Genomic DNA, 14,797 nt, shown 5'->3' on the forward strand with positions numbered 1-14,797 from the left:
ATTCAAGAATTTCCTGTCTTATTTGCGTATCTGGGTCTACAATTTACTTCTACACTAAAGCTCAAATTTCGGCGTGCGTACAATGAGGCCTCAATGACCTTCCTCCTTTGGACCGGCTTCATCGATAAAATCACCAGATTCTGCGCCATTTTTTTCATATCATCCTGTACCAGCCTCAGATCATCTACTGCCTTTTTAGTGGCCGTTTCGGATGCTTAAACTTTATTATTTGATATGCTTTTTTAAATATTACGAGCTTCTTTACTGCCATTACACTGGGCTTGTTCGGTCCTTTAACCTGAGTACCCTGCCTTTCGATCACCAATTTATCAGTGTTCTTTCAGGACTAGCGGGACTAGCTTATGTCGTATTCAGGGTGTTCCCTGTATTTTGATCTTATCATTAGCCTTCTGAGCATTTTTAAAACAATGGGACTCATTTGTACAAAACACTTCAATTCACTGTATTTTGTTTGTTAAAACTTAGTCCATTTTCAGGCAAAATAGCGCAAATTTTTTATTATTATTCGGAACCCTCGTGGCTGAAAAAGACAACGCTTTGAATGAAGTAACTCAAGGCACCACCCATCTTTTACAAGAAGCAACTGAAAAGACGGCACAAACTGTCATTGCACATACGGCAAAATATAATGATGCCTATAGCACCATCGACAAATTTGTGGATGGATTTTGGGAACGTGTTCCCTATCTATGCATTGCCTTGGTTGTATTTACCATTTTTGTTTTATTGGCAAAACTATTTAAATTTTTTGTGCGTAAAACACTGGCTGATAAAAGCTACACCAAACAAAACCTCGTTCTGGTGTTAAACCGTGTTGGTAGCTCCGCCATCATCTTTTTCGGCTTCCTGATTGCCATGGTCATTGCCATTCCAGGCTTTACTCCCGCTCAGCTGATGAGCGCACTGGGAATTGGTTCTGTCGCTATCGGTTTTGCATTTAAAGATATTTTCCAGAACTTGCTGTCAGGTATTTTAATTTTACTGAGCGAACCTTTTAAAATTGGCGATGACATTATTGTGTCTGGTATGGAAGGCACCGTTGAAGATATTCAAATTCGCGCAACTTTTCTCCGCTCTCCAGATGGTCGTCGTATTGTTATTCCAAATGCCACCGTCTACACCAGTGCTGTGACTGTAAATACCGCTTATCCGCGTCGTCGTTGTGAGTTTGTAGTCGGAATTGGCTACGAAGATGATGTGCAAAAAGCCAAAGACGTGATTTTAAATATTTTAGACCGTGACCCGACTATTTTAAGTCAGCCCGGTTTTAGCGTAAATGTCAGCGCACTTGCAGATTTCTCGATTAACCTCACTGTACGTTGGTGGGTGAACACCTCAGAAACCAGTACGTCAGGGTCTATCAGTGAGATTCAAGAGCGCGTTATTCACGCCTTCAATGACCAGAGCATTTCTATTCCTTACCCTGTACAAGAAGTTAAAATTTTCCGCGGTGAAACATCGCCAGTAGAAGCATCAGTGACTAAATAAGCGTCCCAACACATAAGGAATCACTGTTTCAGTTCGAATAATACGGTTGCCTAAGCTGACTGCTTGGCAGCCGTTTTTTATCAGTAAATCAATCTCATAAGGAATAAAGCCCCCTTCTGGGCCAATGACCACCGTACAGCCCTGCTGAATACCTGCTGGCATTTTCATTTCAACATAAGGATGGGCCACATAAGCCGGACAATCTGCACGGATCAGTGTGGGTAAGATATCTTCAACAAAAGGTTTAAAACGCTTATACACTTCTATTTTGGGCGCTATGGTGTCGCCTGCCTGCTCTAGTCCTAAATCGATATATTGATTCAATTGCTGTAAAAAAGGCGTTTGCCAATAACTTTTATCGACACGGTAACTGTGTAGTAAAATAATTTTTTCTACCCCGAGAGTCACGCTATCCATCACCAAGCGACGCAATACTTTCGGCCTAGGCATGGCAACAATGAGTGTCACAGGTAGTTTTTTAGGTACAGTTTCTTCATGAATCGGCTGTAGCTGAATCTGTTGTTCAGTGACTGAAAGCACTTCAGTTAAATAGCGTTTGCCTCCGCGAATCCCCACTTTAAGCGAATCCCCCACCTGTACATTGACATGGGTGCGTAAATGCTCCAACTGACGTTTGGCACTAATCATCCAAATAGGCGATTCAGTTTGACGTGGGTCTAAAAGCACAATATTCATAGAAAAACCAAAAATGAAAAGCTTGAAAATATCAAAGATACTGATTGATCACTTGAATATGCTTTTTAAGTGATCCAGTATTTTTCTGCATAATTTTCTGTGCACGCGCATTCACCTGTTCAGCCATTTCAGGTTTAAACACAAATTTTATCAGCTGTTCAGCCACTTGTTGCGCATCTGTGGCCACGCAAACGGCATCGACCTGTACAAACTCATCAATAATAGTTTGAAAATTAAAATAATTTGGCCCGACCACCGTCGCTACATTCAAAGCAATAGGTTCTAAAATATTATGTCCGCCACCGGGTTCATTCAGTGAACCACCAACAAAACAAGCCTGACTCAACGCCAACCACAACCACAATTCACCCATACTGTCAGCCAAATACACTTGCGTATCAGCCTGTATGTTTTGCTCTAAACTTCTGCGCTGTGTACGTAAATTCAATTTCTGTGCTTCGGCAAAAACCTCATCAAAACGTTCTGGATGACGAGGCACCACAATACACAGTAATTCAGGATGCTGTAATAAATACGGCTTTAAAACGCTAAGTAACTTTTGCTCTTCTGGGGCATGCGTACTGGCAAGGGTCATAATTTTACGGTCTGCCAGTGACCAATCTTGCTGAAGCTGTTGAGCTTGATTGATAAATTGCTCAGGGGCATGAATATCGAATTTAATACTGCCGACGACCTGACTCTGTCGCGCATTTGCACCCAATTGAATAAAGCGCGATAACGTTGCCTGATCCTGCGCCAAGAGCTGATCTAAACCTTGCAACATCGGGCGAGTTAAACTTGGAACTTTACTATATCCCTTAGCCGATTTTTCAGACATTCGGGCATTAATTAATAAGCACGGCACATATAACTGTTTGGCTTGATCAATTAAATTTGGCCATAATTCAGTTTCGACCAAAGCTAAAAGTTTAGGTTGATATTTTTCAATAAATGTACGGACTAATTTTTTTTGATCGGCGGGTAAATACACCGCTTGAAATAAATGCTCATACGGTGCTTTTAAGAATAATGATTTGGCGCGTGCTTGCCCTGTCTTGGTGGTATTGGTCACCAAAACGGCATGGCCTGCTTTTAAATAATGTTCAATTAAAGGTTGGGCTGCATTGGTTTCACCGACAGAAACCACATGAAACCAAATAGCATTCGAATTTTTAACAGGTTGAAATGGCCCAAAACGCTCAAGGCATTCTTGCTGATATTGCGCTTCATTTTCCGCACGTTGCTTGATCCGCCTTTGATATACAGGCTTAAGAAGTGCAAGTGCAACGTTATACCAAAAAGGAGTGGCCAAATAATTTGCTCTGATCGAAATTCTCTCGGCAGAATATATCAGAGCATTATCCACATGTTAAATGGATAATGCATGCTAATACTCAGATTAAGCGTCGATTACGCCTGCATCAGCCAGTTGTTCTAGGCTTGGATAATCAATATAACCTTCAGCGGTCTGTGAACCAATCATATTGTCAAACACCAATTCATTCAAAGGAGCATCTGCAATCAAGCGTTCATACAAGTCTGGGTTGGCAATATAAGCCTTACCAAAAGACACGGCATCTGCTTTACCTGAATGGAGCAATTCAATTGCATCTTCACGGCTCAGTTTCATATTGGCAATATAAGGCACCCCGTTCGAACGTTCTTTCATATATTCAGAAATACTGTCATCGGCTAAATATTCACGGGTAAAAAAGAACGCAATTTGACGTTGACCAAGTTGCTCTAAAGCATAGCCAAATGTTTCACGTGGATCCACATCGCCCATATCATGCTCATCACCACGCGGTGCTAAATGCACACCAACACGGCCCGCGCCCCACACGTCAATTAAAGCATCAACTACTTCTAATAACAAACGCGCACGATTTTCGACCGAGCCACCATATATATCTTCACGCTGATTGGTTGAACTCTGTAAAAATTGATCAATTAAATAACCGTTGGCACCATGTAATTCCACACCATCAAAGCCTGCATCTTTGGCACGAATCGCCGCCTGCTTAAATTGTTCAACAATGGCTTTAATTTCAGTAACTTCTAAAGCACGAGGCACGACATAATCACGTTTTGGACGCAACAAACTCACTTGGCCTGCCTGTTGAACATTACTGGCAGAAACCGGTGTTTCACCCTGTAATAAATCTGGATGCGAGACACGACCTACATGCCATAATTGCGCCACAATCAAACCATCTTTGGCATGTACCGCACTGGTCACGGCTTTCCAACCTTCAACTTGCGCGTCGGTAAAAAGTCCAGGGGTATTTAAATAACCATTGGCTTCTTCAGAAATGACCGTCGCTTCAGAAATGATTAAGCCAGCACTTGCACGCTGTGCATAATGTTCAGCCATCATGAGAGTTGGTACACGATCAGCCGTCGCACGGCTACGGGTTAACGGTGCCATAATGACACGATTTTTTAAGTGTAGATCGCCAAGGATCAAAGGAGAATTTAGTTCAGCCATCGTCGTCTCTTTGCTCACCATAATGGATTAAAGTGAGTTTTGTAAATAATCGATATATTGCTGAATAAGTGCTTCGTTGCGAGAAAAATATGACCATTGACCATATTTTTCGGCTTGAATTAAACCGGCCTGTTGCAACACAGACAAATGATTAGACATGGTCGACTGCGAAACACTACCGAGCTTTTCGATATTTCCTGCACACACACCACGATTAAAGCCACCACATTGCTCTTCAGACAAAAATTGTTTGGGATGTTTCAACCATTCCAAAATCTGCCGACGAGTCGGATTTGCTAAGGCTTTAAAAATTAAATCGATATCCATAATTCAGACAGGTTTAATCCAATATGATAAAAAATAAACCACAAAGCACTATTCAACATCTTGAGAACCAATATATCGTATTTTTACGATTTCAATATCGATTATTTTAGATATATCATCAAAATAATAATAGTGCTTTGTTTTTAAATGAAATTTAAATTAAAGACCTTGCTTTAAGCTGGCTTCAATAAATTTATCTAAATCGCCATCAAGTACTGCACCCGTATTTGAACTTTCAACACTGGTACGTAAGTCCTTAATGCGTGAGTCATCCAAAACATATGAACGAATTTGACTGCCCCAACCAATATCAGATTTAGTATCTTCCAGCGCTTTAGCAGCATCATTACGAATTTGCATTTCACGTTCATACAATTTTGCACGGAGTTGTTTCCACGCATGATCACGGTTGGCATGTTGTGAACGTTGGTTTTGACACGCCACCACAATACCTGTTGGCGCATGCGTTAAACGCACCGCAGAGTCAGTTTTGTTAATGTGCTGACCACCTGCACCTGACGCGCGGTAAGTATCGGTACGAACATCCGCAGGATTAATATCAATTTCAATATTATCATCGACTTCTGGCGATACGAACACCGCAGAGAATGAGGTATGACGACGATTACCTGAGTCAAACGGCGACTTACGGACTAGACGATGTACACCCGATTCAGTGCGTAACCAGCCATAGGCATACTCACCTTCGACACGAATGGTTGCAGATTTAATCCCTGCCACATCACCGTCTGATTCTTCCATCAATTCGGCCTTAAAGCCATGACGCTCAATCCAACGCAAATACATACGCAGTAACATTGACGCCCAATCTTGTGCTTCTGTACCGCCTGAACCCGCCTGAATTTCGACGTAACATGGGTTCGGGTCCATTGGATTGCTAAACATGCGACGGAATTCAAGTTTTGCTAATTCTTCTTCAGCAGTGGTCAATTCAGCTTGTACATCTTCCAACAAACTTTCATCATCAGCTTCAACAGCTAAGTCTAATAGCGCTTGCGCATCTTCAAGTTGCGCCGATAAACCCTCTAAAACATTCAGTACGTTTTCAAGCTCGCCTTTTTCTTTGGCCATGGCTTGCGCACGGCTTTGGTCATTCCAAATCGTTGGATCTTCAAGCTCACGGAGAACCTCTTCTAAACGTTCTTTTTTTAGATCGTAGTCAAAGATACCCCCGTAGTGTTTGACCACGGTCGTTTAAGTCTTTTAATTGGTTTAGATAGGGATTAATTTCCACGTGAAATTCTCTCAAACAAAAATTTGGCTCAAATAGCCGATAATTATATCACAGACCGTTTGCGCAATTTCAGCCTGTTTACGACGCTAGAGCAATCGACACCAATACATACTTGATGAAAAATATGTTCACTCATAATAAATATTACATTTTCTTTACAATAACATCAGGTTAAATACATGAAATTATCTTTTTTTGCATTCAGTCTTCTGGCCATCTCATCTACAAGCTTTGCTTATAATGCTCAAATAGAGGCGGGTTTTACCAACTTCGAACATGACAACAATTTCATTGACTCTAACGGTCAAGCAGATGTGACAGGCACTTATTATTTTAGTCCTGTCCTCATCAAAGGCCCTTTCAATGAAGCTACATTTTTAGGTCATAACAGCAATGTCTATGCGGATTACAGCTATAATTATGTAGAAAGCCAAGATATTTCCATTCAGGCAGGAACCGCATCGCGCGATGTGACATCCCATCATTTCAATGCTGGCCTTGAATATTACCTAGAAAAATTTTATCTGAATGCTGAACTGGGTTTCGGCCAACTTGAAGTCGAAGATCGTTTAGCCATGCCCATTGGCACTTTAAGTAACACGGCTCAAGAAGATATTTATACCTACCGTGCAGTGGCAGGTTATATGCCAATGTCCAACTTATTGTTGGCTACTGGAACCTCTAGTTACCAAAGCGACCATGAAGATAATGACGACAATCGCCTTCTCTTAAAAGCCAAATATGTGGCTCCCCTGAGTACAGGCCAATACATTAATATAGAAGCAAATGCCTTACTCGGTCATACCGACAATCTGGTTATTGCCACCGATTATTATTTTAATTCGACATTTAGCGCAGGTCTTATTTATGAAATTATAAACAATGGTCAAGATAATGCAGACCTATTCACAGTACGCACAAAATATTTCTTTCAGCCCAATATTGCGGTTGGCGCTTCAGCTGGATTTGGTGATATGACCCTACTGAATATTAATGGCACATTGCGCTTTTAATGTAATCGAAATTCAACATTTTCTGGGTCAAATGGCATATCAACGCTAGATGTCATTTTTCTGACTGCTCATATTTGTTTCAAATTAAGACGAAAAATTAAGCAAATTTTAATAAATCCATAATATCCACACAGTTTTAATAAAACATAACATTTAAATTATTATGATTTATTTCAATTCATTACAAACCAAAACTTACACAAAGTTACCTTAGACACATTTCTGTAACTTTCTAAAAATTGACGTGGGCATTTTTTACTCTAGACTAAAAGTTGTAACAAAAAATGTATTTATTAAACCAAGCTTCAGAGGGGTATGATCCATGAAAAAATTAGCAATCGCTTCAGCATTATTGTCTGCTTTAGCCATCACAGGCACAGCACACGCATACCAAGCAGAAGTTGGTGCTTCAGCAGGATATATCGACCCAGATAACGGTAGCTCTGGTAGTGAATTCGGTGTGAATGGTACTTACTACTTTAACCCAGTACAAACCCGTAATGCACCGCTTGCAGAAGCAGCATTCCTTGACCGTGCTAGCAACGTCAGTGCACATGCAAACTTTGCTGACCGCGGTAATGTAGATGACAATAATTATGGAATTGGCGCAGAATATTATGTGCCAAATTCAGATTTTTATTTAAGCGGTGATGTTAGCCGTAACAACACTGAAGTACGTGATGTCTTTGGTAATAAGCACGATTTTGATACCACTTACTACGCAGCAGAAGTAGGTTATCTGGCAGCGCCTGGCTTCTTAATTGCAGCCGGTTTAAAAGGTTATGACAACGACAACGATGATGGCGTAGACCCAACTCTTCGCGCTAAATATGTAACGACGCTAAGCAATGGCAAAGACATTAACTTAGAAGCCGGTGCAGCATTCGGCGATCTAGATGAGTACAATCTAAAAGCGGATTATTTCATCGACAAAACATTTAGCGTGGGTGCTGACTACTACAACAATGATTTAAATGATCAAAGTGAAGTCGGTATTAATGCACGTAAATTCTTCAATCAGCAAGTAAGCTTAGAAGGCCGTGTCGGCTTTGGTGAGCAAGGCAACAATGATTACAACTCATTTGGTGTTGCTGCGAAGTATCGTTTCTAATTCTTAATTGAATACAATTAAATGAAAGCCCATCTTCGGATGGGCTTTTTTATTGACCTAAATAAACGTATTTCGGTATTTTTTCCCATTAAAAATTCGTCTGTTATCTGTATAATCGCTTTCAGCTGTCATCTGACAGTTATCATTTTATAATAAACAGAGAAACTTTAAAATGTTAAAACAAATTGCGCTCGCAACTACTTTAGTTGCTACTTTTGGAGTTGCACACGCTTACCAAGCAGAAATCAAGGCAAGTTACGAGAATACAAGCTTTGATGGCGATAATGAAGATCTTGATACTTTTGGCATCAGCGGCAAATATTACCTAAATGGTGTACAGCGTCAAAATAGTCCTCTTGCTGAAGCAGCATTTTTAGGCAAAGCCAGCAATATTGGTCTAGCTTATGCAAACTCAAGTATTGATGAGGACGGAGCTGACTTAGAAATTGACACCATCGGTTTAAATGGTGAGTTTTTCATCCCAAATTCTCAGTTTTATGTTTCTGGTAGCTTAAATCGCTCTGAAGCGACTATTGAAGGTGAGTTTGGAAAGGTATCAGATGATAATGTGGGCTATGCATTAGAAGCGGGTTATCTTCCAGTCGATGGGCTCCTCATTGCCGCTGGTGTTGCCAAAGAAAATCTTGATCCAGTCTACTTATCACAGAATGGTTTCATTGATACATTCTCAAATATTTCATCTGTAGCAGACGAGACTGCTGTGACATTACGCGCTAAATATGTAACGCAAATTGGTAATCATTTTACTAATTTTGAAGGTGCGACATACTTCGGGGATGAAACTGCATATCGCTTAGGTGCAGATCTGTATATCGATCCAACATTAAGTGTTGGTGTGTCATTCATGGATACAACTTTAAATGAATTTGACACAGTTTGGTCTATTCGTGCGCAAAAATTCTTTACGCCCGCCCTTGCGGTCGGTTTAAACTATACGACGACAGATGGTGCTGATTCATTTGGTATTAACGGTACTTTCCGTTTCTAACACATAGCAAAATGAATAAAAAAACCGCTCACATGAGCGGTTTTTTTATGATCATTTCACTGTTCTAAATACAGAATACGAAGTTGCAAACTGGTTGTGCCGTTGAAGGTATTTTTATCCAATTCATAAACCAGACGAACTTGATCTTGCAACGGATCAAACGTGTATTTATCAGCTGCATTAAATGCAATGGCCTCGATAATCTGTCCCGAAGCCAGCGCCAAGCGAAGTTTTAAATGCACGTCTTTTAACCAACGGTAATCCAATAATTTGAATTGACCTTCAAAAATTGGCGCAGGAAATTTTTGTCCCCAAGGTGTCAACTGTTGCAGTGTATCAACCGTATGAATTTGAAAGGCATCATCGGGTAAATCACCATCAGTCCATAATACCTCTTGAAATAGACTGTCATCTTGCTTTGCGATTAATTGCCCAAACTTGGCTTTAAATTCTTCAAAACTTTCTTTCAAAAGAGTTAAACCTGCCGCAGCCGCATGTCCACCAAAATGACTGACCAAATGCGGATACTGTTCTGCAATTTGTTCAATACAATCACGAATATGAATGCCTTCAATAGAACGGGCTGAACCTTTAATATGTTGACCATCTTCGTCTGCAGCAAACACAATTGCGGGGCGATGGAACTGTTCTTTTAATCGCCCTGCAACAATTCCAATGACCCCTTGGTGCCAATGCGGTTCAAATAAAATTAAAGCAGAAGGAATGTTCTCTTGATCTAATTGTAGATGCTCTAACGCTACCAAAGCTTCTTGCTTCATCTGTGTTTCGACTTGACGACGTTCAACGTTTAGTTGGTTTAGCTGCGTCGCGAAAGGATAAGCGGTGTGCAAATCAGGCGCAATTAGACACTCAATGCCAATGTCCATGGTTTCCATGCGACCAGCCGCATTAATACGTGGCCCTAAGACAAAACCCAAATCTTGCGCTTTTAATTGTGCAGGATCACGACCAGCAATCTCAAGCAAAGCACTCATCCCTGCACGGCAAAGCCCCTGCTGAATACGTTTCAAACCCACATCAACTAAAATACGGTTGTTATAATCTAAACTGGCAACATCGGCATACGTACCCAAAGCCACTAAGTCTAAATACTGAACCATCTTGGCGGAAGATTTACCCTGTTTTGCACGCAAACTCGATAAATTTGCCAAAACATAGAAAGCCACTCCTACACCTGCCAAAGCCTTACTTGGAAATTCGCAACCCAATTGATTTGGATTAACCACTGCCTCAGCCTGAGGGGTTTCTTTGGTGGTCAGGTGATGATCGGTGATAATCACTTGCATGCCATGTGCTTGCGCCTGCGCGACACCTGCATGACTGGAAATACCATTATCGACAGTAATCAGTAAATCAGGCGAAAAGGTCACAAAAGCTAAATCAGCAATGGCAGGCGTAAGACCATAGCCATACTTAAAACGGTCTGGCACCAAATAATCAACCTGAGCACCCAAATCGCGAAGCACTAAAATCATTAACGCGGTACTGGTTGCACCATCCGCATCGTAGTCGCCGACAATGACTATTTTTTTTTGAGCATCAATGGCCTGATCGATCAGCTGAATTGCCTCAGTTAGACCTTTCATTGTCGGGGCCAGTAAGTGCTTGAGTTTAAGCTCAAGTTCCTGCTCAGATTCCACTCCGCGTCGCGCTAAAATTTGCGCAATAAAAGGCGATACGCCCTGAAAAATTTCAGGGCGGGTCAGAAACGGTCTTTGTTGAATTAGAGTTTTAGACATTTAAGGCATTAATCGCTGAATGTTCCACTGCCCATCTGTTTTTTCATAACATAAGCGGTCATGTAGACGATTTGGACGGCCTTGCCAAAATTCATAATAATCAGGAACTAAGCGATAACCGCCCCAAAATACTGGTTTACTCAATTCAGCTTTATCTGCAACAGAAGCATATAACTGCTCAAAGCGACTTTGTAACTCTTCACGACTGGCAATCACACCGCTTTGTGGCGTACTAATATGGGCCGCAACTTGGCTGTCACGCGGTCGTTTATGATAATACTCGGTCGACTCACTTTCAGAAATGCGTTCTACCCGACCGCTAACACGAACTTGACGCTCTAATTCAGGCCAATAGAACAATAATTCTGCAAAGGGATTTTCGCTTAAATCTAGACCTTTTTGGCTATCATAATTGCTGTAAAAATCATAACCTGCATCGGTAGCGCCCCGTAGAAGTACCGTGCGTACATGCGGACGGCCTTGTGCATTGGCAGTCGCCAAAGACATTGTGTAGGGCTCATGTAATTTGGCTTCTAAAGCCAAATTAAACCAATTTAAAAATTGCACATGTGGGTTGGTATTCACTTGGTCTTCACGAAGTTCACCCTTTTGATAACTCAGGCGTAGCTCACTTAAATCTTGAATTACATCACTCATTGCATCACCTTAAATTGCATTTGCGCGAACGGCATCCGCCAATGAATTTGCAAGTTGCGTCACTTCTGCTAGGTCATCCCCTTCAACCATCACGCGAATGACCGGTTCCGTACCTGATTTACGAATCAATAAACGACCACGGCCTTTTAATTGCTGTTCAGCTTTTTCAAATTCAGCAACCAGTGCAGGGACAGTATAAGGGTCAAACATTTGACTTAAACGAACATTCACTAAAACATTTGGCAATAAATAGAAACCATCCGTCAACTCATGTAAGGCTTTTTGCTGTTCAACCATAACCGTAAGCACTTGTAATGATGCAATAATAGCATCACCCGTGGTGCTCTTATCTAAAGTTAAAATATGACCAGAAGGTTCACCACCAGTCACCCAACCCTTATCGTCTAAGGCTTGTAAAACATAACGGTCACCCACGCTGGCACGGACAAAGGGCACCTGCGCTTTGTCTAACGCAATTTCCAAAGCCATATTACTCATGACTGTACCCACAATACCCACAGGCTTCTGACGACCTTGTGTGGCTAAGATATACAGAATATGGTCGCCAGTGACTTGCTCGCCATTTTTATCGACCAAAATCACACGGTCTGCATCACCATCGAAAGCAATGCCTAAGTCGGCCTGATGTTCAACCACAGCTTTCTGTAAACTTTCAGGATGCGTTGAACCACAGTCTTTATTAATATTTAAACCATCTGGGTCGTTGTATAGCGCCACCACTTTGGCACCAAGTTCACGATACACTGAAGGGCCAACGCTATACGCCGCGCCATTGGCACAATCGACCACAATTTTTAAATGTGACAAATCTAAATGGTAGGGGAAAGTTGATTTACAGAATTCAATATAACGCCCATTGGCATCTTTCACACGCACACTTTTACCCAAGTTTGCGGTGTCTTCAATCACCATATCATTTTCAAGTTCTTGATTAATAGCATCTTGCAATTCATCGGGTAATTTTTTGCCTTCGCTCGAAAAGAACTTAATCCCATTATCAAAATAAGGATTATGCGATGCCGAAATCACAATCCCTAAACTGGCATGCAAAGCACGGGTTAAATGAGCAATGGCAGGTGTCGGTAACGGCCCCAATAAATGGACATACACCCCAGCAGCATTTAAACCTGCTTGTAAAGCGGCTTCTAAAATATAGCCAGACAGACGGGTATCTTTACCCAAAACAACAATGGGTTTACTTTTTTTACTGGTGCGTTTTAAGACTTTACCTGCAGCAAAACCTAGCTTTAAAGCAAAATCAGGTGTAATCGGAAGTTCCCCAAATTTTCCGCGAATGCCGTCCGTACCAAAATAACTCATCTTCTACTCACTTTCTTATTAACGTGCGGTGATATTCATCATCCGATTCAAACTAGAATTACTTTACACCAAAAACAAAAAAGCCGTCATATAAATGACGGCCTTTTCAGTGTCGTGGTGACTAAAAATCAACCTACACGATAGTTCGGTGCTTCTTTGGTAATCGTCACATCATGCACATGAGACTCAGACATTCCTGCTGAGGTAATTTTTACAAACTTCGCATTTTGACGAAGATCTTCAATTACCGCAGAACCTGTATAGCCCATAGATGAACGTAAACCACCCATCATCTGATGCACAATATTGCCCATTGGGCCTTTATAAGGTACGCGACCTTCAATGCCTTCTGGCACTAGTTTTTCAGCACCCGCTTTAGCGTCTTGGAAATAACGATCCGCAGAACCTGTTGCACCCGCCATTGCGCCCAAAGAACCCATACCGCGGTATGCTTTGTAGTAACGACCTTGGAAAAATTCAACTTCGCCCGGTGCTTCTTCAGTACCGGCCATCAATGAACCCACCATGATGGTACTTGCACCTGCGCCAATCGCTTTAGCAATATCGCCAGAGAAGCGAATACCACCATCTGCAATGAGTGGAATCTGATCTTTCAGTGCATTGGCAACGCTGTCAATCGCAGAGATTTGTGGCATACCAATACCCGCAACAATACGAGTTGTACAGATTGAACCTGGGCCAATACCCACTTTCACAGCATCTGCACCCGCATCAAGTAAAGCCAATGCAGCATCACCTGTTGCAATGTTACCGCCAATAACTTGAACTTGTGGATAGTTGGCTTTTACCCAACGAACACGTTCAATAACACCAGCAGAGTGACCATGTGCAGTATCAACCACAATTGCATCTACACCCGCTTCTACCAATGCTTCCACACGGCTTGGTGTTTCTACACCTGTACCCACGGCAGCACCAACACGTAAGCGACCTAAATCATCTTTACAACTGTTTGGATACAATTCAGCTTTACGGAAGTCTGTGACCGTAATTAAGCCTTTCAGTTCGTTGTTTGCACCAACAACAATCACTTTTTCAATACGATTTTTTTGTAAAAGTGCTTGGATATTTTCTTTTGATTCGTTTTCGCGAACAGTCACCAAACGATCTTGGCCAGTCATAATGTTACTAACAGGCTGTTCAAGATTGGTTTCAAAACGTGTATCACGCCCTGTCACAATACCAACAACTTTACCGTCTTTTACAACAGGTACACCGCTGATATTATTGGCTTGGGTAATTGAGATTAGTTCACGAACTGTGGTTTCTGGTGTCACGGTAATAGGATCTTTGACCATACCCGCTTCAAATTTCTTCACACGGCGTACTTCTGCAGCTTGCAGTGCAATATCCATGTTTTTGTGCAGAATACCAATACCGCCATTCTGCGCCATTGCAATTGCCATACGTGATTCAGTCACAGTATCCATGGCAGCAGAAACGAGAGGGATATTAAGATTAATTCCGCGTGTTAAACGTGTCTTTAACGAGACATCTTTTGGGAGAACAGTTGAGTAGGCAGGCAGTAATAGGACATCATCGAAGGTTAGCGCTTCTTGAACGATGGTCAACATAACAGTCTCACTGGTAATTTCCGTGCGTTATTATAA

13 protein-coding genes are annotated in these 14,797 nt (G+C 41.6%); 4 read left to right on the forward strand and 9 right to left on the reverse strand.

The window, feature by feature from the left end:
* Positions 1-537 precede the first annotated feature (537 nt).
* Positions 538-1,509 carry a mechanosensitive ion channel family protein gene (locus tag BBP83_RS02660; RefSeq protein ID WP_068885845.1) on the forward strand — a complete coding sequence of 324 codons (972 nt, stop codon included), beginning with the start codon at positions 538-540 and terminating at the stop codon, positions 1,507-1,509.
* Here BBP83_RS02660 and BBP83_RS02665 read toward each other — a convergent pair.
* From BBP83_RS02665 to prfB, 5 genes are all read right to left on the reverse strand, one after another.
* Positions 1,495-2,205, reverse strand: coding sequence for a 16S rRNA (uracil(1498)-N(3))-methyltransferase (locus tag BBP83_RS02665; protein ID WP_068885846.1), 711 nt, complete (start codon positions 2,203-2,205; stop codon positions 1,495-1,497). The two genes, BBP83_RS02660 and BBP83_RS02665, sit on opposite strands and share 15 nt — an antisense overlap.
* A gap of 31 nt (positions 2,206-2,236) precedes the next feature.
* Positions 2,237-3,517: a 3-deoxy-D-manno-octulosonic acid transferase gene (locus BBP83_RS02670; protein WP_068885847.1), complete on the reverse strand. Its 1,281-nt coding sequence runs from the start codon at positions 3,515-3,517 to the stop codon at positions 2,237-2,239.
* A gap of 87 nt (positions 3,518-3,604) precedes the next feature.
* Positions 3,605-4,693 carry an alkene reductase gene (locus BBP83_RS02675; RefSeq protein ID WP_068885848.1) on the reverse strand — a complete coding sequence of 363 codons (1,089 nt, stop codon included), beginning with the start codon at positions 4,691-4,693 and terminating at the stop codon, positions 3,605-3,607.
* A 27-nt stretch (positions 4,694-4,720) separates the two neighbouring features.
* A complete protein-coding gene (locus BBP83_RS02680) occupies positions 4,721-5,020 on the reverse strand; it encodes an ArsR/SmtB family transcription factor (RefSeq protein WP_068885849.1) in 300 nt (99 codons plus the stop codon).
* Positions 5,021-5,179: 159 nt separating this feature from the next.
* A protein-coding gene (gene prfB, locus BBP83_RS02685) for a peptide chain release factor 2 (RefSeq protein ID WP_141689941.1) occupies positions 5,180-6,275 on the reverse strand; the annotation gives its coding sequence in 2 pieces (ribosomal slippage) (positions 5,180-6,202 and positions 6,204-6,275; 1,095 coding nt in all).
* A 179-nt stretch (positions 6,276-6,454) separates the two neighbouring features.
* Here prfB and BBP83_RS02690 point away from each other — a divergent pair.
* The 3 genes from BBP83_RS02690 (at position 6,455) to BBP83_RS02700 (ending at position 9,408) form a co-directional block, all read left to right on the forward strand.
* A complete protein-coding gene (locus BBP83_RS02690; RefSeq protein ID WP_068885851.1) occupies positions 6,455-7,288 on the forward strand; it encodes a putative porin in 834 nt (277 codons plus the stop codon).
* Between the two features lie 322 nt (positions 7,289-7,610).
* Positions 7,611-8,399, forward strand: a complete 789-nt coding sequence (locus BBP83_RS02695) for a putative porin (RefSeq protein WP_068885852.1) — start codon at positions 7,611-7,613, stop codon at positions 8,397-8,399.
* 172 nt (positions 8,400-8,571) lie between these two features.
* A complete protein-coding gene (locus tag BBP83_RS02700; RefSeq protein ID WP_068885853.1) occupies positions 8,572-9,408 on the forward strand; it encodes a putative porin in 837 nt (278 codons plus the stop codon).
* 56 nt (positions 9,409-9,464) lie between these two features.
* Here the strand turns inward: BBP83_RS02700 and recJ are convergent, their stop codons facing one another.
* From recJ to guaB, 4 genes are all read right to left on the reverse strand, one after another.
* On the reverse strand, positions 9,465-11,168 hold the full coding sequence (recJ, locus tag BBP83_RS02705) for a single-stranded-DNA-specific exonuclease RecJ (protein WP_068885854.1): 1,704 nt from the start codon (positions 11,166-11,168) through the stop codon (positions 9,465-9,467).
* Positions 11,169-11,825 carry a pyridoxamine 5'-phosphate oxidase gene (gene pdxH, locus BBP83_RS02710; protein WP_068885855.1) on the reverse strand — a complete coding sequence of 219 codons (657 nt, stop codon included), beginning with the start codon at positions 11,823-11,825 and terminating at the stop codon, positions 11,169-11,171.
* Positions 11,826-11,834: 9 nt separating this feature from the next.
* A complete protein-coding gene (gene glmM, locus BBP83_RS02715) occupies positions 11,835-13,166 on the reverse strand; it encodes a phosphoglucosamine mutase (protein WP_068885856.1) in 1,332 nt (443 codons plus the stop codon).
* Between the two features lie 128 nt (positions 13,167-13,294).
* On the reverse strand, positions 13,295-14,761 hold the full coding sequence (guaB, locus tag BBP83_RS02720) for an IMP dehydrogenase (RefSeq protein ID WP_068885857.1): 1,467 nt from the start codon (positions 14,759-14,761) through the stop codon (positions 13,295-13,297).
* Between the last annotated feature and the right edge of the window lie 36 nt (positions 14,762-14,797).

It is taken from the genome of Acinetobacter celticus, from assembly GCF_001707755.1.
GTDB classification, from domain to species: Bacteria; Pseudomonadota; Gammaproteobacteria; order Pseudomonadales; family Moraxellaceae; genus Acinetobacter; species Acinetobacter celticus.